This is a genomic window from Flavobacterium sp. KBS0721, from assembly GCF_002007065.3.
Lineage (GTDB): Bacteria > Bacteroidota > Bacteroidia > Flavobacteriales > Flavobacteriaceae > Flavobacterium > Flavobacterium piscis.
The window spans coordinates 3630763-3657261 of sequence record NZ_CP042170.1 but is presented as its reverse complement, the minus strand read 5'-3'; the positions used below and the strand labels follow the sequence as shown (position 1 = coordinate 3657261).

Sequence of the window (26499 nt, the reverse complement as noted above, 5' to 3'; positions counted from 1 at the left end):
AGAGTTTTGACAGGGCTTAATTAATAAACTCTTTTGAACTTTTTAAGAAAGTATCGTCGTGCAAATACAATAACGTGCCCATAAGGCTCATCAAGTCATTATTTGTTAAATAAAAATTTGAAATCGTCATTGCTGTAAATTGCATTTAATTATTTGGCAAGTTAACTCATTTTTTTAAAAGAAAAAACACTTTCAACCCTAATAAAACGTTAACATCAATATCTTAAACGGCTAAAAATAAGTCTACAATGTAAAAATAGCTTTTCAACAAGTAGTATTATACAAATACGGGACAAAAGAAAAAATTTCCCTGTCCCGTATTGAATTATAATATAAGTAAATGACAATTCAAAAATTATCTCATTTTCTAATTATCTAATTAATTTAAGGTATTATTTGATCCTTTCTTAACTGAGCAAACAATTCAAAAAACGAATCTTTCGTATCTTTATAAGTGGCAAAACCAAGTTTTCTGCTTCTTGACATATCGGTCATTACTTCCAGAGGACGTGATAAATCAAGATCAGTATGCCAGGCAGATGCCAATTGGTTTAAGTCCTCTTCTATTAATTGATGTTCTTTTGTGATGGTTTTCCAGATCTTATCTTTTTCGCTTAATTCGGCTTCTAGTGGTTGTATTGTTCCCTTATATCCTTCAAATTCAATATCAAACCATTCCGCTATTTTCGGCCACAGCCATTTCCATCTAAAAACGTCTCCGTTTGTGATATTAAAAGCTTCGTTATGAGCTTCAGTATTTGTTGCTGCCCAAATAATCTGATCGGCCAGAACTTTAGCATCCGTAACATCAGATACGCCATTCCATTGCGCTTCAGAACCCGGCCAGATAAACGGCGTTCCTTCCTTTTTGCAAATACTGGCGTAAACAGCCAAAGTGGTTCCCATATTCATAGCGTTACCAATAGTTTTACCAATCAGCGTGTGTGGTCTGTGTATGTTCCAGCTAAAGCCATCTCTTTTTGCAGCTTCATACACCTCATCTTCCTGTGCGTAATAAAAATTAGGCAAGTCCAATCGGGGTTGTTCTTCTCTTAAAGGTGTTTCCGGTAAAGTTCCTGTTGTCGCATAAGCATCAAATGGCCCTAAATAATGTTTTAATCCGGTAACTAACGAAACATGCTGAATCGATTTTTTAGGAGATAATACGTTTAATAAATTTCGAACCATGGCACTATTCACCCTTATATTTTCTTCCTCAGTATCATTTCGCATCCATGTTGTAAAAAAAACATGAGTTGGGGAAATTTCGCTTAAAGCGGAAACTAATGATTCTGTATTTAATAAATCGGCAGCAATAGGTTGTAAACCCTCGATATCATTTTTAGGATTTCTGGAAAGTCCAAAAACGGTCCATCCTTTTTCTATAAGTTTTATGGCAAGATTACTTCCGGCAATTCCGGTTGCTCCTACAACTAAGGCTACATTTTCTTGTATTGATTTCATAAGTATTATATTTTTTTCAAAATTACTTTACAAACCTTCTTCAGAAAGATGACCTGAAACAAGAAATTCGCTTGATCTAAATCAATTATTTCTGATCGAAAATGATATTCTTTTTAAGTCGGCTCAAGGTTTCAGGCGAAAGACCAAGATACGAAGCCAGTAAATTTTGCGGTATCCGCTTTATAAAGTCAGGGTTGTTTTCGACAATATACCTGTACTTTTCTTCTGCAGTGTGGGTATGCGAACTTATTAATCTTCTTTCTTTTGTAATTAAACTATTTTGAAAAAGCAGTCTAAAATAGCGATCCATCACGGGAACTTGCAGGGTGAGGTTTTCGAAATCTTCTCTGGTAATCAGCAGTACTTCTGAATCTTCCATTGCATCAATACTGTAAAAAGAAATTCCTCCGCTAAAAAAGCTGCTCATGTCAGATGTCCACCAGCCTTCGGGTGAAAACTGATTGATATGCTCGTTGCCTTTATCATCAACATTATAAGACTTTAAAAGTCCTTTCGAAACAAATGTCAAATAACTGCAAACATGTCTTTCCACCACCAAAAACTGTTTTTTCTTTAGCTTTTTAGGTTTAAAGAAAGTCTTTATCAATTCCTTTTCGGACTGGGACAACTGAACTTTTTCTTCAATATGTTTGAAAATGATATCGTACATTTTAAAATATTTTACTTTATGAATAATGAAGTATAACAAATGTATACTATTTATTTTTTAACTTTCATCATCTAAAAAAAACATACACTGAGACTGTTTTTTAATGTATTGATTAACAACTAAAAGATGAAAGCAATGGTATTAGATTTCAAAAAATTTCCGCAGCTTATAACAGAGAGATTGGTATTGAGAAATATTGAGAATACTGATGCTGAATTAATTCACAAACTGCGTTCTGATGAAGTTGTAAATAAATTTGTGGGCAGGGACAATTCATCAACATTAGCAAAAGCAAAAGAATTTATTCTCAAAATACAAAATTTGGTCGAAAAAAACGAAGGCCTGTATTGGATTATCCGGCTAAAAGAAAACAATGATTTAATTGGAACTGTTTGTTTGTGGAATTTTGATTTAGAAAATGAAATCGTAGAAATTGGATACGAAATGCTGCCAGAATTTCAAGGCAGGGGAATTATGAGCGAAGCTATCAAAGCAGTAATAATTTATGTATTTGAAGAAATGAAAGCCAAAATAATTACGGCATTTCCTTCTTCTGATAATATTAATTCTGTAGCGATTCTACAAAAACTGAATTTCGAATTCGAAGACAAAAAGTATAATAATACACATGAAAATGTAAATAATATTGCTACCTATACTTTGCGAAATCCTAAAATGATTTAAAAATTAAGATCAGGTATAAATACGTATTCGATTATCAGTAAAAGATTGGTATTTTTATTTTGTTTTTGCATTTATAACTAATCACACGAAAATGGGAATATCTTATAAAAACGGAATTGCAGTTAGCAATGCAGGAATTGTTCTTTTAAATAGCTTTATAGTTATGTTGTTCGAAAGGTTGAGCCTCGTTAAGGATAACAATTTTACTAGTATTGAAAATCAAAAAAATGCTGTGCTCTACTTACAATATGTCGTTACCGGAGTAAGCGAAACGGAAGAAAGTTATTTAGCATTGAATAAAATACTTTGCGGATTGTCAGTTACAGATAGTGTTCCCGCTAAAATTGAAATTTCACAAGAAAAGGAAATTCTTATAGTAGGTTTAATAAATGCTGCTGTTTCTTATTGGTCTGCAATTGGTCACTCTTCTGTAGAGGGTTTTAGAGGCAATTGGCTCATTCGGGACGGAATGCTTACAGAATTAGAAGAGAAATGGGAACTTACCGTTGACAGAAGAGCCTATGATGTATTAATAAACAAATCTCCATTTGCTTTTTCGATTATAAAATATCCGTGGATGCATAAACCTTTGCATGTTATTTGGCCTTTTTAAAAAACTATAAAATCTGTAAAATCTATGTCCTCGACTATTCTTGAAAAACTTTGGAAACGTATTGTAGATCCTTCCGGATTTTCTGCTGCAGATGGCGTACAAAGCTGGAATGAAGAAATTAAAGCCTTGTACGAATTAGGTATTGGTATGGAAGATGCATTACAGTTTTTATACTTTGAAAAACCTGATTTAGAAACTTTTAAAAATTGGATCAATAATCGCACGCAAATCTCAAATACAGCAGAAGAGCTTACAGATACGATTCTATCAGAAGAAGATCTGGAATTTTGGAGCGAAAACGGCTATATTGTTATAAAAGATGCTATTTCAAAAAAAGATTGCGAAGCTACCCAACAAGCTATTTGGGATTTTTTAGAAATGCATCCGGATCAAAAGGAAAGCTGGTATCAAAGACATCCGGATCAAAAAGGATTGATGCTTAATTTTTCGGATCATGAAACTTTAAATAAAAACAGATTTTCGCCCAAAATAAAAAAGGCATACGAACAGCTTTACAATACCGCGAATATTTACAAAACGATTGACAAAGTAAGTTTTAATCCGCCTGAAACTAGTGAGTTTACTTTTTTAGGAAGTCCGCTTCATTGGGACACCAGCTTAAAACAACCTATAAAATTTGGACTTCAGGGACTGCTCTATCTTACAGATTGTGGTGCTAACGACGGTGCTTTTCATTGTGTGGCGGGATTTCACAACAAAATAAATCATTGGCTGGACAATCTGGAACCTCATGAAAACCCAAGAGACAAAGCGGTGAAAACATTAAACCCAAAACCAATTTTAGGTAATGCCGGCGATTTTATTATCTGGGATAACAGATTGCCGCATTGCGCAACGCCAAACAAAGGCAAAAGTCCCAGAATGGTTCAGTATCTTACTTATTTGCCTAATGATTATAATGATTCGGGAGAATGGTTATAAAGTGAAACAGTGAATTAATCAATTTAAAAATAACATCTTAACCGCATCAATTACCTGATAATAATACAATTGTACGCTGTGAATTTTATAATCCTACTTGTTTATTAACTTTCTACATTTGTGTGTATTAATGATTTAAACAATGTAGTATGACAACTTCAAATCACAAAAATAATATTTCGAGTGCCAGAACTTCAGAAAAAAAATCTGAAGTCAAGTCCACGTCTTCCAGAAACAACGAAAAGACCACTATCGAAATTAAAAAGATCAGTCATAACAAACAATAATTATTAATACAATTATAAAAAATTGAAATTACCCTTTTCTTATTACCTCAATCCCGATGTTCTTTTTCTGGCCAAAGATTTATTGGGCAAAGTTCTTTTTACCCAAATTAATGGCGAAATAACTGCAGGCATTATCGTAGAAACCGAAGCTTATTTTGGTATTCAGGATAAAGCATCGCATGCTTACGGCGGACGTCGTACGAACAGAACAGAAACATTGTATCAGCAAGGAGGTGTTTCGTACGTTTATTTGTGTTACGGAATTCACAACCTCTTTAATGTAGTAAGCTCGGTAGAAGGAGAACCGCATGCCGTATTAATACGTGCCATTGAACCTCTTATAGGATTGGACATAATGGAAACCAGACGTAAAATAGCCGCCACAAAAGCAGCTATATCTTCAGGCCCCGGATCTGCAGCCAAAGCTTTAGGCATCGATCGCACATTTAACGAAAAAGAATTATCGGGAGAAGAAATCTGGATAGAAGATCATGCTATTCGATACACTCCTGATCAAATTGCAGCAGTACCCCGTGTTGGTGTGGCGTATGCGCAGGAAGATGCGCTCCTGCCCTGGCGTTTTTTTGTTAAAGACAATAAATATGTAAGTAAACCCAACAAAATTTAATCTTAATTCTGAAAATACTTTCTCACTTTTATTAAAGCACCAAAACTTTATAAAGATCGTATCTATTTAACAATCAAGGCTGTTTTTATTTTATCTTTTTAATAAAATACAATCATTAATTTACAAAGCCACAATAAAAGTTTAAAAAAAAAGTTTTTTTTCCTTAACAAAATCACTAACTTGTTTAGAAATAGAGAATACTTTTAGGTATTAATATTGTTTCTAACAGGTTAAATTCTTTATTTTTTATAACAAATTATCAATATAGAAGAACTGAATTAATTTTTCTAACATTAAAAAAAACAGATTTATATGCGAGTATCAGTCATCCGTAAAAACATAAAATTCACCCCGGATTCTAAAAGAGTTGTTGCAAGATATTTTATGAATGGCGAAGAGCGGACCAAACAAATGGTTGCGCGTATCATGATGCTGAACGAAAAACAGGTACTGGAAACCTTAGAACAAACGCTTCGTGAATTTGCAAGACGTCACCGAAATATTTCGGCTATATTTTTTAGGCATTGCGAAAAAATAAAACCTATTATAGAAGCCATGCAAATAGATTATGAGGCAATATCTCTGGATCGAAAAATGCTAATAGGTTCTTATTGTACTATGGAATACGCGATAGAATCTGCGGCCATTTTTAATCCTTCGATTATAGAAGATTTTGATCAGTCAGGTCTTGAAGCCGGCGAAAAACGCGTCATCATTTCTTTTCGTGCAACAGGTGAAGGTCATATTTCATCCATAGTTTTTAGAAGAGGAATTCTTGATAAGGATAACAATCTTCTGGTTATGAAGATTGGTCATAATATCGATAAGGCCGAGATTGAGCATAAAACCTTATTCAATAAAGAGCGTTTTTTATTAAAATTGTCTGAAATGCATACGCAGGACAAATACATAGCGCAGATCATGCAGGACTTACCCGAGGAATTTGAGTTTGCGATATTAAAAAGTATGGTCAATACGGCCTTAGCAGACCCATCAATTCGTCAGGAAAGAAGAATAGCGCTTGAAGAAATACTCTGGCTCGCTGATTCATTTTATGATTTGCAGTTCAAACACGATTCTGATCTTACGGAGCGTGTTATATTTCCTATCTCAGAGTCTGAAAGCCGCGGTATCGAAGATGCCCGTTTTGTGCGATTTGAAGATGAGGATGGATCCAGTCGTGTTATGGCTACTTATACGGCATATAATGGTCACGCCATACTGCCTAAACTTATTTCTACCGAGGATTTTTACACCTTCAGGGTTATGCCTTTGCATGGTGCAGGAGCTCAGAATAAAAACCTGGCTTTGTTTCCAAGAAAAATAAAAGGCAAATATGCGATGCTTTCGCGAATAGATGGTGTAAACAATTATATCATGTATTCTGACCGCGTTACACAATGGAATGATCCTATTCTTCTTCAGGAACCGCGTTATACCTGGGAGTTTACACAAATAGGAAATTGCGGTTCACCACTTTGGACTCCGGATGGATGGCTTGTTATCACGCATGGAGTAGGTACAATGCGACGTTATTGTATTGGTGCCTCATTATTAGATCTTGAGGATCCGTCTATAGAAATAGGAAGACTTTCTGAACCTCTGCTTTCACCTCTTGAAGACGAGCGGGAAGGTTATGTACCTAATGTTGTGTATTCCTGTGGAGCTATCATACACAACAATAGCCTGATATTACCTTACGCCGTATCTGATTATTCCTCTACTTATGCTGTAGTCGATATGGGCGAATTAATAGATGCGCTTAAAAAAAGTAAATAAGTCACACGCCATAATATTAATTGCTTTCTTTTTTAAGGAAGCAATTTTTTTTTCGCGTTTGTACAATTTTAGTGTAACATTTCACATTAATTTTGAGTCTTTCTAAAACAATTGAATTTAATACTGATCGAAAATCTGTCGGTCATTACTATTTCTCTGTAACTTCCCACGGCAGCGCGATTACAGCTGTCTTAACTGACTCACATTACAATGAAAAAATATACTATAATAATCTTCTTAACCTTCGCTCCTTTCACCTTTGGTCAAATACCAGTAGATAGTATCAAAGCAATTATAAAACAAGAAGTTACCAATAAAAGAAGCAAAAGTATTATTGTAGGGATTGTTGATGCTAATGGCAGGCAAATAATTGCAGAAGGCCAATTAAGTGATCACGATTCCAGATTGCCTGATGGTAATACCCTCTATGAAATAGGTTCCATTACAAAAGTATTCACTTCGTTGCTATTGGCAGATATGAGTTTAAAACAGCAGCTTAATGTTCATGATCCTATATCAAAATTTCTGCCTGTAAATATAAAAACTCCTATACGGAAAGGAAAAGAAATTTCGCTGCTCAGCTTATCAACGCATCGATCCGGAATGCCGCGTTTTCCATACAATACAGATCCAAAAAATCTGGACGAACCTTATATTGACTATGGTGTAAATCAATTATATGAATATGTAGCGCATTTTGAACCTTCTTTTGATATTGATTCAAAATGGCAATATTCGAATGTGGGTTATGGAGTATTGGGCACTGTACTGACTTTGGTTGCGCAAAAAAATTTTGAGACCCTCATGACAGACGAAATTTGCAAGCCTTTGCATCTTAATAACACCGTTATCTCATTAACAGCTAAGCAAAAAGAAAATTTAGCCATAGGGCATGCAGAAACCGGTACAAGTGTTGGACTTACAGAATTAGGTGCCATAGAAGCCGGCGGAGCATTGCGATCTAACGTTAATGACCTTCTTACCTTTGCAGAGGAAAATATGGGCTTAATTAAGACAGCTTTGTTTCCTGCAATGGAACTCACTCATGTCCTGCAGGCAAAAAAAGACGGAAACGATACTTACACCACAATGGGCTGGACTCTTGACAATAACAACGGACAAAATATACTTTTTAAAGATGGCGGAATGCCGGGATACTGCACATTTTTAGGCATCGATAATAAAAATAAAATTGGTGTAGTAGTTTTATCCAACTCTAATAATTCAGTATCAGATATTGGCAGGTACATTCTGGATTCGAGACATAAAATAGAGCCGTATCAATATCACTGGCAATTATTAGACACGCTTCGACAAACGGTTCAATCCAAAGGAATTGATGCTGCAATTGCATTATACCATCAACTAAAAACAGCCAAAAATCCCGAATTGTTTTTTAATGAAAATCAACTGAATTATTTAGCAGGTGAATTACGAAGATCCGGCAAAACAAAACAGGCTGTCAAATTGTATGAACTCAACGTAAAGGAATACCCTAATGCTGTTCTTGCTAATGAAAGTTTGGGAGAAATTTACAAGCGAACCAAAAAAAAGAAAATGGCGATTATTTATTTTGAAAAAGCCCGCGAACTGGATCCTCAAAATCCGCATTGGAATTATATTCTGGATAAACTCAAAAAACACTGATTCCAGCAACAGTTTAACGACATCTTACTGGAATGTTGAATTTTCAAAAAAAAAAAAAAAAACAATTGTATGAATACTCAATACAAATTAAAAAAGCTATGATCTGTTTCAAAAAAAAATTAGTATTGTGTACGCTGTTTTGCACTATTTATTCATTCTCACAACAAATTCAGATCAGTAAAAATAGTTTTTGGCAACAGCAGGGTTACGATCGTATTTTAGCGCTAAAAGACAGTGTTTATCACTATTATAATATCAACGACATCAATTGCAAAGTACTTGCAGAAGGTAACTTCGCCGGAAGATTTTCGGTTGTTTCCGCATCAGACAGTCTATTAGTTTTAAATCCTGGTGGTATCGTAAATTATTCCTTTAAAAGAATCAATTCCCTTCCTGAAATTTGTTCTATCCAACAAGTTAAAGATACTTCTTTCGAAAAAAACTTTAAGATTTTCTGGCTCACTTTTAAGGATAATTACGCCTTTTTTAAGGAACGAAATATCAGCTGGCAGCAAATTTATAACGAGTATATACCCAAAATCAGAAAGCTTAAAACAGAACAGGAATTCGCCTTTGTTCTTAAAGAAATCGTTCTGAAAATTAATGATGGACATATAAGGCTTGAAATCCCAAAAGCCTTAAATTCAAAAATAAATAAGTCGGTTCAAAAGCCTGTTCGGTCTTTAAAATCAAAGGCAGAAGTCATCAAAGATATACAGCAAAAATATATCGAAACAACAAAATCCTATAATAATGGTGTTGTACAGTGGGGCATTTTAAAACAAAGCAAAACCGGTTATATTGTTATTACAGATATGAATAACTTTGCTGATTATGTTCCTAATCCCGAAACGGATTCAAAAGATTTTAGCCCAAAATACAATGCAATACGTGATACAAAAGTGCCATTGAAACTATTTGATGATGAACTAAAAGGTGTAGAAAAAATAATAAAAATCATTCTTGACGATTTTAAAAACACACAATCTGTTATCATTGACCTTCGTTTTAATGGTGGCGGTTATGAAACCGTTGCGCTACAATTACTTCGTCATTTTGTTACTCAAAAAAAAGATATCCTTTCTGTCAAGGCAAAAACGCACGATGGTTTTTCACCTAGTCAAACGTACAGTTTAGTTCCGGCACAAGATAACTATCTCAAAAAAGTATACGTTTTAACAAGCCATAAAACCGCCAGCGCAGCAGAAATATTTGCATTGGGAACTTTAAGCTATCCTGAGATTATCCGTATTGGATCTTCGACAGCAGGAATCTTTTCAGAATTACTATGGAAAGAACTTCCTAATGGCTGGGAATTCAGTTTATCTAATGAAATCTATTCTGACAATAAGAATATAACTTATGAAGGTCTTGGTATTCCTGTAAAGCATGATATGCATTATCCCAAAGACCCTGTTTCTTTTTATGACACTTTTTACAGCAGCAATAATTTTACAGATAAAGCACTGGAGAAAGTTTTTCTTTTGGAAAAATAAAAACATAGTTTTTCAACAGGAAACAACAGCTTATTTAGCGAGATAATACTTTTTGGCTTCTTCAGTAATTTTAATCACAAAATCAGTTTTGGCAATCCTGTATCCTACGCGATCGTATTTAAATTCTTGTGCCAAAGCCAGTTTTAATGTTTCATATTGTTTTGCAATTTCAGGATATTCAACCAGATAATCCCTAAAGAAAATCCTGTCCCATAATTTGTGATGGCCAGGTCCCATATGAATATGAAACGTCTGTTCTTTTATTCCTGTAGTATTATATCCTTTTACGAAGACCATATAAGGAGGTTCACCATCTGTTTGCCACATAAAATCGTACGAAATAGTCTTCATGCGTTCAATGATCGAATCGTTTAAACTTTGGTCCTCTGGGATTTCTACTAAAATATCAATTGTATCCTTAGCCGTTAAGTTTGGGATAGAGGTACTTCCAAAATGCTCAATTCTAATTAAAATCTCATGCAAGGCATTCTTAATCTGTTTTTCTTCTTCTTTATAAATTTCAATCCAGTTTGAATCGTAAGCAGATAATTCAACAGGAAATAACTTTGCTATCTCTTCTTTCGAGAGTTCATTAATACGTTTAGACATGATATTGGCTTGATTTATTTGGTTTTGTGTAAAAATACAGGGGCGCAAAAATACAATTCTTTTTTTAGTAAAAACTGAAAATGAATGTGCCGCCAACAAAACAATTCGACATCTAAAACCAATTTATCTGTTAAAAAAATAAAGATTCCGCCTCATAAATAATACATTCCAAAGGCAATAAATGTGTTAATTGAATGTTTTAATAAAAAGAGTTGATCGATTTAATTTTAATGATTAACTTGTATATACTTATTAATATATTAAGATTTATGAAAAAAATATTGTTTTTGGTCGCTATATTAGGCATTTCTTTCCAAGGTTATTCGCAAAAGGAAGTGAAAGATAAATACAAACCAATTCCGGCTAAAAATTCTGACATAAAAGAACCTTTGCCGCCAACGGAGACTCCGCCAAACGATCCGCCGCCCTTAAAAGAATCAACCGTTTTAAAAATTAATCCGGAGGATCTTTATAAAAATAATACGCTGTACAAACCCGAAGCCAATGTAGAAGGTATTTTTTACAGAAGAAATGAATATTTAGGAGGTTTTGTAACCAATACATCGACTTCGACCATTCGTTATCGCGATGCTGCATTTGTAGATGGAGATAAAATCAGGGTATATCTTAACGATAAAGTTATTGAAACCGAGGTAAGCTTAAATGGCGATTTTCAGGGTTTTAAAATAAATTTGGTAAAAGGAATCAACAAAATTGATTTTGAAGCGTTAAACGAAGGTTCGGCCTCTCCCAATACAGCTGAATTTCAGGTTTATGATGATAAAGGTGCTGTGATTCAGGCAAGCCAATGGAATGTGGGAACCGGCTATAAAGCTACTATTATTTTATATAAAGAATAAATATTAGCAATAACCAATATGTCAAAAATAATTTGTTCCCTCGGAACATCTCATCGGTAGAAAAAAGAATGCATCGTGCGAAGATCGTCCCATAGGGACGTTTGATAAATTGTGTTTGTACTATAATGTGTATTTTTGCGATTAAATCAAACGTTCCTACGGAACGTAAAAAAATGCTGCATTTATTGGGCTACCGATGAGATGTTCCCATGGAACAAAAAGCAAATAAATAGAATGTGGGAACCGGCTATAAAGCTACTATTATTTTATATGAAGAATAAAAACGAAGAATACCTAAAAATATGCTGTTGTATTAATTTCCAATGTCATCACGGCGTTGGAAATTAAAATAACTATTCTAAGATAAAGCAAAAATAAATGGTAACTCCTATAATAATCACTGCTGCGCTAAGTAAATGGAGTTTTACTCTCTTGTGATGACGCTCGATTATTGCTATTCTTTCATTTAATCTTTCGTTTTCCTCATCCATCATCTTTTGGTATTTTTCTTCCATTATTGCATTAAATATTAACCATTTATAACTACATCTACGAATTCTTTGAAGGAATGGTTTTGTACTATCTGATTATTTGTGCTATTTAAATTAAAAATCAAAAAACAGCTTTACTTTTTCTAAAAACTCTAAAACCGAAAAATTCACCACCCATACAATAATTTGTACAGATGATGAATTATTTACATTCCCGTTTATTCTACACCGCCTCCAAGAGAACGATATAAATTTATAGCTGCATTTAGTTTTTCCAGTTTTATTGCCACAACATCAAGATCATTTTGCAAGGCACTATTTTGCGCTACAATAACCTCGAGATAAGTCGCCATTCCGCTTTTGTACAATAAATTAGCATCATTTGTTGCTTTGTCTAACGAAACCGACTTGTCGGTCGCCAATTCCATTCGTTTATCAGCATTTTTTAGTTGAGACATGGCATTAGAAACTTCTCCTACCGCTGTAATAAACGATTGTTTGAACTGAACGACTGCTTTTTCCTGTTCCAGAACTGCAATTTCGTACGCTGTTCTTAATTGACGTTTTTTGAAAATGGGCTGTACCAAATTGGCCGCTATGGTTTTGGTTACCGATCCCGGAAAATTAAACCAGGTATCAAATTCAAAAGAATTAATCCCAATTGAAGGGCTCAAACTCAATGTTGGATACATCGTGGCTTTTGCAAGTCCCGTTTTAGCATTGGCAGACATAACGGCGTACTCAGCCGCTTTAACATCCGGTCTTCGGCTTAAAAGTGATGCCGGAACCCCAGAAGGTAAAACGACATTAAGTTCTGCAACATCCAGATTTCCTGAACGTGTAATGCTGTCAGGATATTCACCACACAAAATTTGCAATGCATTTTCCTGAACCGCTATATTTGCCTCTGCTAAAGGAACCAACAATTCTGCTGTTTTTTTCTGAGCTTCCGTTTGATAAAGTGCCAAAGAACTAATCAATCCCGAATTGTACTGCATTTGCATCATGCTCAAAGTACTATTACTCAAATCAATGTTTTTCTGCGCAATTTTAAGCTGCTCATCCAGTCCTAAAAGATTATAATAAGACTGCGCCACCTGAACGATAATTCTCGTTTTCAACGCCGAAAGATTTTCTTTTTGGGCAAAATAACCCGCTTTGGCATCTCTCTTTTGCATGGCCGCTTTTCCCCAAATATCGGCTTCCCATGATAATCTAAGATTGGCACTGTAATCATCCAGATAATCTTTACTGGTAAATTGTGCGCTCAAAGAACCGTTAAGCGAATTTTTAGACTGATAACTTCGGCTTGCTCCAGCATCAAAATCAAGTGTTGGCAATAAGGATAATTTGGCCTGTTTGTAAGTAAGATCAAGCTGTTCCATACTTTTCATGGCGATCAGCACCTCGTTGTTTTTAACGAGAGCTTTTTCGATTAAACCAACTAGCATAGGATCTTTATAGTAACTTTTCCAGGGATGCAAAATAGTATCTCCGGTTACTGTTATAGCTTCACGATATTTTTCAGGCGCATTTAAATCTGTTCGGGAATATTTTTTCCCTACTACGCAGGATGTCAATAAAACGCCTGCAAATAAAGAAACTCCAATTTTATATAGTACGCTCATTATTCTTCTTTTATAGTTTGAATTACAATCTTTTTACCGGATAATTTTTCCTGTAAATACTGAAAGAGGATGAAAAGTAACGGAATTACAAAAACTCCCAAAACCACTCCGCTAAACATCCCGATAGCAGCACTTACACTAATAGACCTGTTTCCTACTGCTGTTCCTCCTGAAGCAAACATCAACGGAATCATACCTACAATAAAGGCAAGGGATGTCATGATAATAGGTCGTAATCTTGACCTTGCTCCTTCTATCGCTGCTTCTGCTATAGACAAGCCTGCGTAACGTCTCTGAAGGGCAAACTCTACAATAAGAATGGCATTTTTGGCCAAAAGTCCGACCAGCATGATTAACCCGACCTGAACGTAAATATTATTGTCCAGTCCTACTGCTTTTACTCCTGCAAAAGCGCCCAAAATTCCGGTTGGAATAGAAAGTAATACAGCAAGTGGCAATAAATAACTTTCGTATTGTGCTGCCAGTAAAAAGAAAACAAACAACAGGCATAATCCAAAAATGGCAATGGTTTGGTTTCCTCCGGCTTTTTCTTCAAGACTTAATCCTGTCCATTCGTAACTGTAATCAGACGGAAGTTTATCCAGAACCTTTTCAAGATTCCCCATAATTTGTCCGTTACTGAATCCCGGTAATGCAACAGCCGTAATATTCACCGAATTGTAAAGATTGTAACGGTTTACGGATTCCGGACCGTACACTTTACGCAATTTGACAAGGGATTTTACAGGCACCATTTCCATTTTGGCATTTCGAACAAATATTTCGTTGAATGCATCCTGATCTGTTCTGAAAATTCCATCTGCTTTGACATTCACTCTGTAAAATTTTCCAAATCTTGAAAAATCTGCCGATTGATCTCCGGCAAAATAAGTCTGGATATTGCCTAACATTTCACGAATATTCACGCCCATTTGACTTGCTTTTTCTTCATCAACCTCCAATTCAAGCTGCGGATAATCTGCTCTAAAAGTTGTGTAGGCATATTGTACTCCGGGCTGCTGCATGATCTGTCCAATTACTTTATCAGCCATGGCTTTTAGTGTCGCCGGATCACGCGCTGTCCTGTCCTGAAGTACTATTTCGGCACCACTGGTTACACCAAATCCTTCTACAGGAGGCATTCTTAATACCATTATCTGACCTTCTTTAATGACAGACAATTTGCCATTGACCATATTCAAAATTTCATCGATGTCCTTAACGGCTCCTCTTTCTTTTTTAGGTTTTAATTTTATAAATCCCAATCCGTAAGCCGTACTGGCACTGTTGCTCAAAATATTAAAACCTGTAATACTGGTATTAACATCAATCGCCTCAATAGTTTCTAGTTCTTTTTCCATTTTCTCTACCACTTCTGTAGTACGATCTAAAGCTGTACCCGGCGGCATGGATAAACTGTAAAGCATAAAGCCGTCATCTTCCATTGGTACAAAACTTTTTGGAGTACTCATCATCATTATAATCGCGATCGCGCTTATTCCTAAAACTAGTCCTCCTGCCAGCCATTTTCTGCCAATAAGAAAACGAACTCCCTTGATATATTTACCCGTTAGGTTGTTGAAACCTGAATTGAATCCAACAAAAAAACGTTCTTTAAATCCATTTTTATGTCCTTCTCCTTCATGTTTGCCGCTATGACTGTTTTTTAATAAAAGGGCGCACAATGCCGGAGTAAGTGTCAATGCATTTACTGCCGAAATAATAATAGCAATTGCCAGTGTATAAGCAAACTGCTTGTAGAAAATCCCTGAGGATCCGGTCATGAAACCAATTGGTATAAATACTGCAGACATTACCAGTGTGATTGAAACAACGGCTCCTGTAATCTCTGCCATTGCGCTATGCGTCGCTTCTTTGGCCGAAAGACTTGAATCTTCCTCCATTTTACTGTGCACGGCTTCGACGACCACAATTGCATCATCGACGACAATACCAATGGCCAGAACCAATGCAAAAAGCGTCAGGATGTTGATCGTAAATCCAAATACCAACAGGAAGAAAAAGGTTCCTACAATCGCAACCGGAACCGCAATAGCCGGAATAATTGTAGATCGAATGTCCTGAAGGAAGATAAAAACGACTATAAAAACCAGAATAAAAGCTTCTAGCAGGGTCGATTTTACTTGTCCTGTCGCTTCGTCCAGTCTTTCTTTGGTACTCATTACATTGACATACTTAATACCCGGAGGAAAAGATTTCGATAATCTTTCTACTTCCTTATTGATACCAATCTCGATATCGTTGGCATTTGAGCCTGATGTTTGTAAAATTGCCATTGTAACGGCATTCTTAGAATTCGATTTGTTGTCACCACTATAGGATATGGAACCAAATTCTACCCGCGCTACATCTTTCAGCCTTAGGATATTATTTCCATCAGTTTTAACGACGATATTTTCATATTGCTCGGGTTTGTTTTTCTTTCCTTTATATCGAATAACGTATTCTAGTGCTGCTTTTGATTCTTCTCCCAATTTTCCCGGAGCCGACTCTAAACTTTGATCAGCAATAGCGCGTGTTACATCTGAAGGTACCAAACCTGCATTGGCCATTTTGCGCGGATCCAGCCAAACTCGCATTGAATAATCTTTTTGTCCAAAAATTTGCACTTGCCCTACTCCCGGAACACGCTTTATTTGAGGCACCAGATTGATGTTAGCATAATTCTGCAGGAACAATTCGTCGTATTTTTTGTTATCGTCTGTATAAAGGTTAAAAATAACAATCATACTATTTTGCTGCTTTGAGGTTGTAAGTCCCATTCTGATTACTTCCTGAGGTAGTTTTGGCGTTGCCTGCTGCACTCTGTTTTGTACGTTTACAGCAGCCTGATCCGGATCGACACCTTGTTTAAAAATCACGCTGATCGAAAAAGATCCGTCGTTACTTGCAGTAGATTTGATGTACTGCATGTTCTCTACTCCATTAATTTGTTCTTCAAGCGGCGTTACCACAGAACGTATAACGGTTTCACTATTTCCTCCGGGATACGAACCACTTACCATTACGGTTGGCGGCGAAATATCAGGAAATCTGGTTACCGATAATCTTGTAAGACCTATGATACCTAATATCACCAATACAATGGAGATAACTGTAGCCAATACAGGCCTGTCTATTATTTTTTTTAACATGGAAAATGTTATTTATATTAAAACCAAAAAATTACTTGTTGCTAACCGCTTTCGCTGCTGTTTTTGGCACTACTTCGACACCATCATAAAGCAGATCTATACCGTTTAATGCAATCTTATCACCCGATTTTACTCCGCTTTTTACAAAATAATCCGTACCGGCACTACCGCCAATTTCTACGGGAACCATGGCTACTTTGTTACCTTCTTTTAGAACATAAACAAAGAATTTATCCTGAATATCCTTTACACTCGCCATTGGAACCGTAATGACAGAAGTCAGACTGCTATTAAGCACTACTCTGGCAGAACCTCCTGAACGCAATTGCTTTTTAGGATTTGAAAAAACAGCTTTTAAAGCAATACTTCCTGTTGTACGGTCGACATTACCACTGGCTACTTCCAGTTTTCCCTGATGCTCGTATCCACTGCCATCAGCCAGAATTAAACTTACGGTTTGATTGGATTTTGCATCTTTAGAAAATTCCAGATAATCTGCTTCACTTAAAGAGAAATAAACAAAAACGTTATTTATTTCCGAAAGAATGGTAAGAGGAACGGTATCCGTTGGCGTAACAAGATTACCAATACGATTTGGAATCCTGCTGATGTAGCCGCTTACCGGTGCTTTTATCAAAGAAAAATCAGCGTTAAGCTGTGAAGATCCCAATGCTGCTTTTGCCTGTGCTGCCTGTGCTGATGCCGCATCATAATTGGCCTGTGCAGTTTTGAGCTGCATATCCGAATATACTTTTGCCTCAACAAGCGGTTTGATTTTTTCGATTTCCAGCTTGGCATTGGCAAGGTTGGCCAAAGCACTTTTGTAAGCTGCACGGCTGTTATTTACCTGCTCTGCATAAACATCTGCTTTGATTTTAAACAGCGATTGTCCTTTGGTAACATAATCTCCTTCTTTGACATAAATAGCTTCCAGATAACCTGAAACCTGCGCTTTTATGTCAACATTTACGGTACCTTCGATAATACCCGGATATTTTTTTTCTATTTCGCCTGTGATCGATTTAGCCTGAAAAAAATCTACTTCAGGTTTTGGAGGCGCTACACCTTCCTGTCCGCTTTTACCACATGAAGAAAAGCTAATGATAATCAATAAAACGACCATTTTGCTGAGTGTTTTATTATTTTGAAAAAATTGTTTTGTCATTTTATTTCACTTTTAATGAATACATAGGATTTGATGACAAAATAACAACCCAAAAGCCTCTTGAATGAGTGTAACTTTACCCAACCGTATTTATTTGACACTGAAACGAACAATAATACAACCGAGAAAAATGGCATGCTGAGCGCGCAGGGAGCGAGTTTTAATCGAAAGATTTATAGATCGTGACAGGTCTTTTTTTTCCGCGCAAAATGGTGGTTTCGATGGCTATAAAATTATCCTGATCAAAAGAAGTTAATTGTTCGAAAAAGGACTGCGTGATCAGAAGATTGGTTTTATAATCGTTGCATAAATCACGAACACGGGCTGCAGTGCTGAGAACATCTCCGTGATAGGCAATTTCGGTTTTGATTTGTCCAATTTCGGCAACGGTTACAAGACCTTCATTAATAGAAGCTTTGAACCTTGGAACTAAACCAAATTTACGCTGATACAACTCTTTTTTTTCTAGTAATCTAACTACAAAAGCCTCATATAATTCTATACATTGCTGTCTTTTAAAACCTTCTTTTACTTTCCAGGTAAGCACGGCTTCGTCGCCTACATATTGGTAAACTTCGGCATTATACTCTACTAATATTTCTGATAAATCTGTAAAGCATTCCTGCAATAAAAGACTGTAGTTGTAATGGCCCACTTCTTCTGCAACTGTGGCTGAAGAACACATATCCAAAAACATAAAAACCCGGTATTCTATAACAGGAATCATGTAATTACCGCGTAAAAGATTCTTAAAATAATGACTTCCTAACCTGCGGCTAAAGGCTTGTAAAAGGGTAATAAAAATATGAACAATTAAACAGTAGGCTGTAAAGCAAAGCATCCACTTTGTATTAACCTGAAGTGCAAACCAATTATTAATCCTGATGTAATGCACTTTGTTGAGTTCGAGCACGATCAAAAGACCAAGAAAACAAACTACCAGAAATAAAAGACTTCGAAGTAATGTAGTGAGCAATATCCCGTAATTATGAAAAAACCTGGGATAAACCAATTCCTGCAAAAGAAAAAGAATGGTTCCCATAAAAATCCCTACCGTTAAAGCTCCTGTTATTTCTGACAGTAAAAAATCTTTTACACCAATTTTATTGGTAATAAAAAAAGTGTCATCGATCATGCTGTACGTCATGAAGACATAAAACAAGAAAGCAGCAATCCAAAGTGCTATAATCTGCAGGTATTCTTTAAATTTTAAAAATGTTTTTAGGGAGTATTTCATTAAAGATAATTTTGATGCAACTCAAACCAAAAAAGATCCTTTTGGTTCGAAATAATATGCAGCAAAATTAAAACGAGAGTAAACGTAAATACAGGAAAGTATTACCCAAACGGTGATTAAACGAACCGAATAGTAAGTTATACCGCCTAAAATGAAGTTTTGAAAATTATATTTAGCGATCCATCCACTGCTTGAAAAAAGGTGCTTTTTCCCTGCTGATGATTACTTCACGCTCAGGATCTGCTTTAAGCTGAATTTTGAGCTTGGCATTAAAATAATTGGCGATCGATTTGATGCTTTCGGCACGAATAAAGAATTGTCTGTTGGCCCGAAAAAAAACATCGGGATCAAGTTCTTCCTCTAATTCTTCCATAGTTTGCGGAATGGGTATTATTGTGCCGTTTTTAAGGAAAAGATGCGAGGTTTTAAACTCTGAATACACAAAATCAATATCGGCTACATCAATGCTTTTGTAACCATCGCGATAGGTAACCAAAAAACGTAATCTAAAAGAAGGTTTGTTCAGGAATCCTTTCAAAATTGCACCAATATCCTCGGTATTATTTTTAACTTTTGATACCGATTTAAATTTTTTCAATGCCTGTCCGAGTTCGGTTTTTTCGATCGGTTTCATCAAATAATCGATACTGTTTACCTTAAATGCGCGTACAGCATATTCATCATAAGCGGTTGTAAATATGATGGGACAAGTTATTTTTACTTCTTCAAAAATTGAAAAACTAATACCATCTGCCAAACGAATATCCATGGTGATTAAATCGGGCATCTCATTCGTGTTCAGCCATGTTATAGCACCCTGAACTGTATCTATTATTTCCAGGATTTCGCAATCCGGCTCTAATTCTTCCAACAATCTTTTAAGACGATTGGCATTGATACTTTCATCTTCTATAATTAAAATTTTCATAGTATTAAATTAAGGGCAGACGCACACAATAAAACCCATTAGATTCTGAAAAAACAGGCATTCTGTCAAACAAAATTTTATATCTAAACTCGATGTTTTTATTTCCTACTCCGGTCGAAATAAAGTTTTTGCCTGATGTTGCCTGCAAATTATTGCGCACTACAAGATCTCCAACATCAGAATAAATAGCAATGATAAGCGGATTTGCTATTGTTGCACTGTTATGTTTTACAGCATTTTCGACTAATAATTGCAGCGTTAAGGGCGGCAAATGAAGATCTAAACACGACATATCTATTTGCAGTTTTAACTCTACTTTGTCACCCAAACGTTTTTTTAACAAATAAAAATAAGCATTTAAAAATTCTATTTCCTCTCTTACCGTAATAGTATCTTTATCGAGATTCGAAATCATATAGCGATACACGCGCGTAATATTTTCCAGAAAAGATGCAGCAGATTGCTGGTCTTCGTGAATTAGCTCTGTAAGTGTACTGAAATTATTAAAGATAAAATGAGGATCGAGCTGTAGTTTTAATGATTCTAACTCAGATCTGGTAACAGCTTCCTGCAATTCAGAAGCTTTAATTTTTAGCTCGGCTGCTTCTTCAGAAGTCACACGCCAGCGGTTCAGCAAAAAGATACTGGTATGAATGAAACTGATAAAGAGAGACAATATAGCAGCCATTAAATTTGACTGCCATATTTGTACTAATTCACTTTCTTTTAAGGGGGTCCAGGAATAAAAAAACTGCCATAAATACGAAAAGGAATAATTTAAAAGAATATTCCCTGCAATAAGACATATAAATTGCGCAAAGGCCCTGAAAATAGGCTTTTGCTCCCAGCTGATCCAATAATTAAGACTTCGGCCTACAAAAAGACTTAATTCTGTCAGGACGGCGCAATACACCAGAATGATAAAGATATCAACTGTCCAGTCTAAAACCAGTAAAGTATTTTGTTCAAAATCCTGATAGGGATTCAAAAAATAATATGATGATAAATAGAGAAAAAAAACAACGGGTATTACAATAATCCTGTAATATTTATAGAAAAAGTTCTTCCCTCCTGTTTTATTTTGCACGTTTGCATCCATAGACTAATATACTGATAATAGATGCATTATAATAAATAAAAACTTGAACCGTTTTTCTATTGACACATCAAATCTTGTTTTAATATTTTTCCAACTGTTGATGATTCTACCGCCTTTAGCGCTCTCATCACTCCCCATTTTATACAGGTTGCTCCCCATGAAAATCCGGCTCCAAAAGTAGTAATCAGGATGTTCTGACCTTCTTTAAAATCGTCTTTAAAATCCCAAAGGCATAGCGGAATAGTAGCTGAAGTGGTATTCCCGTATTTATCGATATTTACTTTTACTTTCTCGATACCAATATTCAAATGTTCGCTTACTGATTTTATAATTCTCAGATTAGCCTGATGCGGCACCACCCAGTCAATATCTTCTACTGTTAAGTCATTACTGGCAAGAGTCTCCTTAGAAACGTTTGACATGGACTCAACTGCTTTTTTGAATACATAGGAACCTTCCTGTTTGATAAAATGTTCTCTGTGAATGATACTTTGCATCGTTGCAGGTACTTTTGAGCCTCCTGCTGGTACTAAAAGTGCAGATGTACCGCTTCCGTCTGTACGCAGGATGCTTTTCATCATTCCGTACTCTAAATCTGTTTTTTCTAAGAGAACGGCTCCTGCTCCGTCTCCAAAAAGAATACAAGTATTACGGTCTTCATAATCTACAATAGAACTCATGGTATCGGCTCCTACTACAACCACTTTTTTGTAACGTCCGCTTTCGATCATGGTCGTCGCCATTTCTAATGCGTATAGGAAACCGCTGCAGGCACCGTTTAAATCAAATCCAAACGCATTTGTAAATCCGCTTAGTTCGCATACTTTACTCGCTGTAGGAGTTAAAAGATGATCCGGCGTTGCAGTTGCCAATACTAAACCATCAATTTCCAGACGATCTATTTCATAAGTATCTAATAAATTCTCGATTGCTGCACTAGCAAGATCTGATGTTGCCAGATTTTCATCTGTAGCCAATCTTCGCTCTTTTATTCCAGTTCTTTTTATTATCCAGTCTTCAGTTGTGTCAACCATTCTTGAAATCATCTCATTACTTAATATAGAGTTGGGTACAAAACCTCCTATAGCTGTAATTGTTGCCTTCATTTTTATTTGTTTTTGTTATTTTGAATCTTTTCTTTTGCTGGTTTTTTTTGGGAGAAAAAGCAGACTGCAAAATAACGTCAGAAATTTGGAAAAGACAAGAGCGGTATGTCTAAACCTGCTGCCATAATTCTAGTTTTGCTTTTATGTACTAAAGAATCCCAAAAACCATACTTTTGTGGCACCATTACTAGTATATCGGCATTATAAATGTTAATTTCTTTCTTAATCTCATTTATTACCGCATTCGATTTAACAGTTTTATAGAGGTATTTTACCTGTTGAAACTCTTCTTCGAGAGTAGAACTCAATAATAATCGGTCTTGTTCCTGCTTAAGATCATCTAATTTTGCATCTACACTAAAAAATTCTACTTCTGCTCCCAGATTTCCCACAATGCTTCTTAACCAACTGAATCTTTTGATAGACGAAAAACTTAAAGTGTCGCAGGCATAGAGTATTTTTTTTATGTTTTGAAAGCGGGCATGTAGAGGAACAGCCAATACAGGCGTATTTAAATTCTTAATTACTGATGTTGTCGAATTGCCCATAAGTTCTTGTTCGAAAGAGCGTTCCGCCATGCCCATAACAACCAGTTCGGCATTATGAAGCTCTATTAACGACGAAAGTTCATCTTCTAAAAATGAATAACTGCAAAAGCAACTAACTTCAATATTAAAAGCACCGGCAATGTCTCTACCTAAAGTTTTTAGTCTTTCGGATGCCTTGTCTAGTTGTTTCTGCATTGCTTCTGCGCTAATGTGAGAATTGGCACTATGAATGTCTAACTGAAAAGAGTTAAAAAGAATAAGACTGGCATTAGCGCTTTTTGCTAGTCCGGCAGCGTATGTAACAGCATTATTGGCTATAGCCGAAAAATTTGTTGCTGCTATAATAGTGGGATGTAAATTCATAAAATATCAATTAAGCAATTAATCTGGTAAAAGTGCTCAAATAAACTTTTGGGGATTTAATAAATAATACTGTAGCGTCATTATCTACTTCCAAAACGTATTTTTTGGCTTCCGAAATTTAAACCTTAATTATTATTTTATTACTTAAATGCTGTTTTGTCCCTCCCCCAAATTATTGTTGAATTCGAAAATCACAATTCTTTTTTTACGAAAATAAGAACATCCAGACTACTAAAACCACAACTATGACAGTCTAAAACAATTAAATCAGTTATTATTTAACGTTATATCAATATTTTCCTTATCATTGTAGTACAGTATAGTATAGTACTGCATTTTAACTAATTTTAATATATTATTATGCAAGAAAAAATTACAAAACCAAAATTATCTTTCAGAAAGCTGATTACAATGCTGCTTTTTATTACCACAATTGCAAGTTCAGCTCAAACGTATGAATTCGAAAATGGTACGCGCACTAATAGTGCCGACATACAAAATTGTGATTCCTGCTCAGGAAAAATAGTCGGTAATTTAGGTGGGAATAGCAGCGTATCTGTCAATGTTACCGTTGCTACAGCAGGCTGGTACAATCTGCAATTGTTTTACTGCACAGGCGATCCGCGCACGATTAGGCTGACTGCGGGTTCTGCCACCACTATTTCGATTCCGTGCGAACCAAGTGGCGGATGGAGTACAGCAGCTTCAAAAAACCTAAGTGTATACCTCAATAGCGGTAGCACTTCACTTCTTTGGGACAACACCAGTTCATGGGCCCCTAATTTAGACAAGTTTGTTTTAACTCCAATTGGTTCTTCTTCCACACAAACAATTTCCTTTGGAACAAACAATACTATCGTTTATAACCTAGGCACCAAAACCTACAATGTGAAATTTAATGGGGCTACAGTAATTACCAACGCATCCGCGTATGCTTTTAGCGATCAGCAGTATTTGAGTGGTAATTATGCTACGGCAACGTATACCTCAGAAGCATTTACAGATAATATTGGCAGCGGAACCAAGCATATTTTTACTTTAAGCGGTAATTATACTTTGGGAATGCAGCAGGTTTTTTATGCTTATAACAATAAAAATTATGTTGCCGTGCAAGTAGTACTGACCGGAAACGGTTCTAACTCTTATAAAATGTCACCATTAACCAGTTATCAGGTAACGCCTAATTTTGGCAGCGGCGACACCCGAGCTTTATTTGTTCCTTACGACAATGATGCGTGGATTCGTTACAATGCTTATCCGCTTAATTCAGCCGATTTTACTGCTTCGGAGGTGACTAATATTTATAATAATACGAATCGTAAAGGTTTGGTTATTGGTTCTCTTGAACATACTAAATGGAAAACAGGTATTGCCGTAAGCGGTGGCGGGGCATCATCGGCCTATGTTTCAGTTATTGCAGGATGGACAAAAGATGACATCACAAGAGACAAACGGGGCCATGGCTGGGTAAATGTGGGACAAACAAGTTGTGCTTCGCCAAAAGTATTGTTAAATGCTACTGATGACTGGCGCACCGGTCTTGAGGAATTTGCACAAGCGAATGCTGCCCTGCAACCTAAATATATTTTTGACTGGACAGCACCAAAACCTATTGGCTGGAACAGTTGGGGCGCTATACAGTCGAATATTAATCTTACTAAAGCAAAAGCTGTTGTAGACTTTTTTCACGATGATTGCCCGGCTTTTAAAACCGAAGACAATACATTATTTATTGATCTTGATTCGTATTGGGATAACATGTCGGATGCTGAATTGGCACAATTTGTTACTTATGCAAAAAATAAAGGATTTAAAGCCGGTATTTATTGGGCACCGTTTGTAGACTGGGGCAAGTACAATCGTCCTGTCGAAGGAAGTTCATACACTTATAATCAGTGTTGGACAATGGTCAACGGAAGTCCGCTTGAATTAGACGGCGCTTATGCCATGGATCCTACAAGTCCGGGAACCAAAGCGAGAATACACTATTTTATGAACCGCTTTAAAGCAGCCGGATTTGAAATGATAAAAATCGACTTTTTGACTCATGCCAGCATCGAAGCTGATGGTTTTGCTAATAATCAGCTGCATACCGGTATGGAAGCATATCAGGAAGGAATGAAATTTTTGGTCGATGAAATTGATGGAAAAATGCTTGTTCAGGCTGCCATATCGCCAAATTTGGCAACAGGTCCGTTTGTACATGTTCGCCGTATTGCCTGCGATGCTTACACTAGTATAAGCGATACTGATTATACGCTTAACAGTACTACTTATGGCTGGTGGCAAAACAAAATCTACGATTATTTAGATGCTGATCATGTGGTATTTGGAAATGCAACTATTGGAGAGAATCGTGCCAGACTATTAAGCAGTGTGGTAACAGGCACTATTACAAGCGGTGATGATTTTTCTGCTACTGGTCCGTGGAAAGCCAGATCGCAGCTTCTTCTGCAAAATAATGATGTTATGAATGTTGCCCGCGCTGATATGCACTTTATTCCTGCCGATGGCAATACAGGTTACAATGCTGCCAATATTTTCTCTGCTAATTATAATGATGTAACTTATGTAGCTGTTTTTAACTACAGTAATACTCCTACTACGAACAATGTTAGTTTAAGTCGTTTAGGTTTAGGTTCAGGAAATTATACTGTAAAAGAATTGTACTCCGGTACGATAAGTTCAACGCAAGGCACACTGAGCGTTCAGCTTCCTCAGGCCGATGCTGCATTGTATGCAATTTATCAGGGACCGGTTTTAAGTACGCCTAATTACAACTGGGGAAATGCTGCGACGAACTATGTTTTTCCTAATCCGGCAACGAATACATTCCAAATAAAATTTGATCATGCGATTAATGGACCTGTTGCCATTTCTATGTACGACTTAGTGGGCAAAGAAATTTGGAAAACTACGACCGTAGCTGAAGATATGATCAGTTCTGAAATACCAGTACATCATCTTGCCAGAGGTATTTATATGATAAAAGTTTCAACCGCCGGAAACAAAGTTCAAAACTTTAAATTTATCAAAAAATAAGTTTTATTTAATTTAAACACGAATTGCACGAATTAGCACTAATTGGTTTGTGGAATAA

Annotated in this window: 22 protein-coding genes; 10 read left to right on the top strand and 12 right to left on the bottom strand. The window is 36.0% G+C overall.

Annotation, left to right across the window (positions count from 1 at the left end):
• Positions 1 to 384: 384 nt before the first annotated feature.
• Together B0M43_RS15815 and B0M43_RS15810 are read right to left on the bottom strand one after the other, a co-directional pair.
• Positions 385 to 1464, bottom strand: coding sequence for an SDR family oxidoreductase (locus tag B0M43_RS15815; RefSeq protein ID WP_078007376.1), 1080 nt, complete (start codon positions 1462 to 1464; stop codon positions 385 to 387).
• Between the two features lie 85 nt (positions 1465 to 1549).
• Positions 1550 to 2134 (bottom strand): Crp/Fnr family transcriptional regulator, encoded by a 585-nt coding sequence (locus B0M43_RS15810; RefSeq protein ID WP_078007377.1) that lies wholly within the window; start codon positions 2132 to 2134, stop codon positions 1550 to 1552.
• A gap of 126 nt (positions 2135 to 2260) precedes the next feature.
• Here B0M43_RS15810 and B0M43_RS15805 point away from each other — a divergent pair, with 126 nt between their 5' ends.
• From B0M43_RS15805 to B0M43_RS15775, 8 genes are all read left to right on the top strand, one after another.
• Positions 2261 to 2818 carry a GNAT family N-acetyltransferase gene (locus B0M43_RS15805; protein WP_078007378.1) on the top strand — a complete coding sequence of 186 codons (558 nt, stop codon included), beginning with the start codon at positions 2261 to 2263 and terminating at the stop codon, positions 2816 to 2818.
• Positions 2819 to 2909: 91 nt separating this feature from the next.
• Positions 2910 to 3431: a contractile injection system tape measure protein gene (locus B0M43_RS15800; protein ID WP_078007379.1), complete on the top strand. Its 522-nt coding sequence runs from the start codon at positions 2910 to 2912 to the stop codon at positions 3429 to 3431.
• Between the two features lie 24 nt (positions 3432 to 3455).
• The gene (locus B0M43_RS15795; protein WP_078007380.1) at positions 3456 to 4373 is read left to right on the top strand and encodes a phytanoyl-CoA dioxygenase family protein; all 918 of its coding nucleotides are present in this window, start codon (positions 3456 to 3458) and stop codon (positions 4371 to 4373) included.
• A gap of 149 nt (positions 4374 to 4522) precedes the next feature.
• The gene (locus B0M43_RS24465) at positions 4523 to 4660 is read left to right on the top strand and encodes a hypothetical protein (RefSeq protein ID WP_158596266.1); all 138 of its coding nucleotides are present in this window, start codon (positions 4523 to 4525) and stop codon (positions 4658 to 4660) included.
• A 22-nt stretch (positions 4661 to 4682) separates the two neighbouring features.
• Entirely contained in the window at positions 4683 to 5288 is a 606-nt protein-coding gene (locus B0M43_RS15790) for a DNA-3-methyladenine glycosylase (protein ID WP_078007381.1), read from the top strand.
• A gap of 312 nt (positions 5289 to 5600) precedes the next feature.
• Entirely contained in the window at positions 5601 to 7067 is a 1467-nt protein-coding gene (locus B0M43_RS15785; RefSeq protein ID WP_078007382.1) for a glycoside hydrolase family 130 protein, read from the top strand.
• Between the two features lie 210 nt (positions 7068 to 7277).
• Positions 7278 to 8714 carry a serine hydrolase domain-containing protein gene (locus B0M43_RS15780; protein WP_078007383.1) on the top strand — a complete coding sequence of 479 codons (1437 nt, stop codon included), beginning with the start codon at positions 7278 to 7280 and terminating at the stop codon, positions 8712 to 8714.
• A 98-nt stretch (positions 8715 to 8812) separates the two neighbouring features.
• Positions 8813 to 10210 (top strand): S41 family peptidase, encoded by a 1398-nt coding sequence (locus B0M43_RS15775; protein ID WP_168199949.1) that lies wholly within the window; start codon positions 8813 to 8815, stop codon positions 10208 to 10210.
• A 30-nt stretch (positions 10211 to 10240) separates the two neighbouring features.
• Here the strand turns inward: B0M43_RS15775 and B0M43_RS15770 are convergent, their stop codons facing one another.
• A complete protein-coding gene (locus B0M43_RS15770; protein ID WP_123921804.1) occupies positions 10241 to 10819 on the bottom strand; it encodes a GrpB family protein in 579 nt (192 codons plus the stop codon).
• A 269-nt stretch (positions 10820 to 11088) separates the two neighbouring features.
• On the opposite strand from B0M43_RS15770, the gene B0M43_RS15765 reads away from it, so the two are divergent.
• A complete protein-coding gene (locus tag B0M43_RS15765; RefSeq protein WP_065449807.1) occupies positions 11089 to 11679 on the top strand; it encodes a hypothetical protein in 591 nt (196 codons plus the stop codon).
• Positions 11680 to 12032: 353 nt separating this feature from the next.
• Here B0M43_RS15765 and B0M43_RS24650 read toward each other — a convergent pair whose 3' ends face one another.
• From B0M43_RS24650 to B0M43_RS15725, 9 genes are all read right to left on the bottom strand, one after another.
• Positions 12033 to 12194 (bottom strand): hypothetical protein, encoded by a 162-nt coding sequence (locus B0M43_RS24650; protein ID WP_165606671.1) that lies wholly within the window; start codon positions 12192 to 12194, stop codon positions 12033 to 12035.
• A gap of 194 nt (positions 12195 to 12388) precedes the next feature.
• Positions 12389 to 13798: an efflux transporter outer membrane subunit gene (locus B0M43_RS15760; RefSeq protein WP_078007386.1), complete on the bottom strand. Its 1410-nt coding sequence runs from the start codon at positions 13796 to 13798 to the stop codon at positions 12389 to 12391.
• Positions 13798 to 16953, bottom strand: coding sequence for an efflux RND transporter permease subunit (locus B0M43_RS15755; RefSeq protein ID WP_078007387.1), 3156 nt, complete (start codon positions 16951 to 16953; stop codon positions 13798 to 13800). Before B0M43_RS15755 ends, B0M43_RS15760 begins: the two co-directional genes overlap by 1 nt.
• Before the next feature lie 31 nt (positions 16954 to 16984).
• Complete coding sequence (locus B0M43_RS15750; RefSeq protein WP_078007388.1) at positions 16985 to 18118, bottom strand: efflux RND transporter periplasmic adaptor subunit; 1134 nt, start codon at positions 18116 to 18118, stop codon at positions 16985 to 16987.
• 160 nt (positions 18119 to 18278) lie between these two features.
• Entirely contained in the window at positions 18279 to 19355 is a 1077-nt protein-coding gene (locus B0M43_RS15745) for an adenylate/guanylate cyclase domain-containing protein (RefSeq protein WP_078007389.1), read from the bottom strand.
• A gap of 172 nt (positions 19356 to 19527) precedes the next feature.
• Positions 19528 to 20283, bottom strand: a complete 756-nt coding sequence (locus tag B0M43_RS15740) for a LytTR family DNA-binding domain-containing protein (protein ID WP_078007390.1) — start codon at positions 20281 to 20283, stop codon at positions 19528 to 19530.
• 4 nt (positions 20284 to 20287) lie between these two features.
• Positions 20288 to 21382, bottom strand: a complete 1095-nt coding sequence (locus tag B0M43_RS15735; protein WP_078007391.1) for a sensor histidine kinase — start codon at positions 21380 to 21382, stop codon at positions 20288 to 20290.
• A 56-nt stretch (positions 21383 to 21438) separates the two neighbouring features.
• Entirely contained in the window at positions 21439 to 22488 is a 1050-nt protein-coding gene (locus tag B0M43_RS15730; RefSeq protein WP_078007392.1) for a 3-oxoacyl-ACP synthase III family protein, read from the bottom strand.
• A 77-nt stretch (positions 22489 to 22565) separates the two neighbouring features.
• Complete coding sequence (locus B0M43_RS15725; RefSeq protein WP_078007393.1) at positions 22566 to 23399, bottom strand: universal stress protein; 834 nt, start codon at positions 23397 to 23399, stop codon at positions 22566 to 22568.
• A 360-nt stretch (positions 23400 to 23759) separates the two neighbouring features.
• Here B0M43_RS15725 and B0M43_RS15720 point away from each other — a divergent pair, with 360 nt between their 5' ends.
• Positions 23760 to 26441 carry a T9SS type A sorting domain-containing protein gene (locus B0M43_RS15720; protein WP_078007394.1) on the top strand — a complete coding sequence of 894 codons (2682 nt, stop codon included), beginning with the start codon at positions 23760 to 23762 and terminating at the stop codon, positions 26439 to 26441.
• Positions 26442 to 26499: the final 58 nt, after the last annotated feature.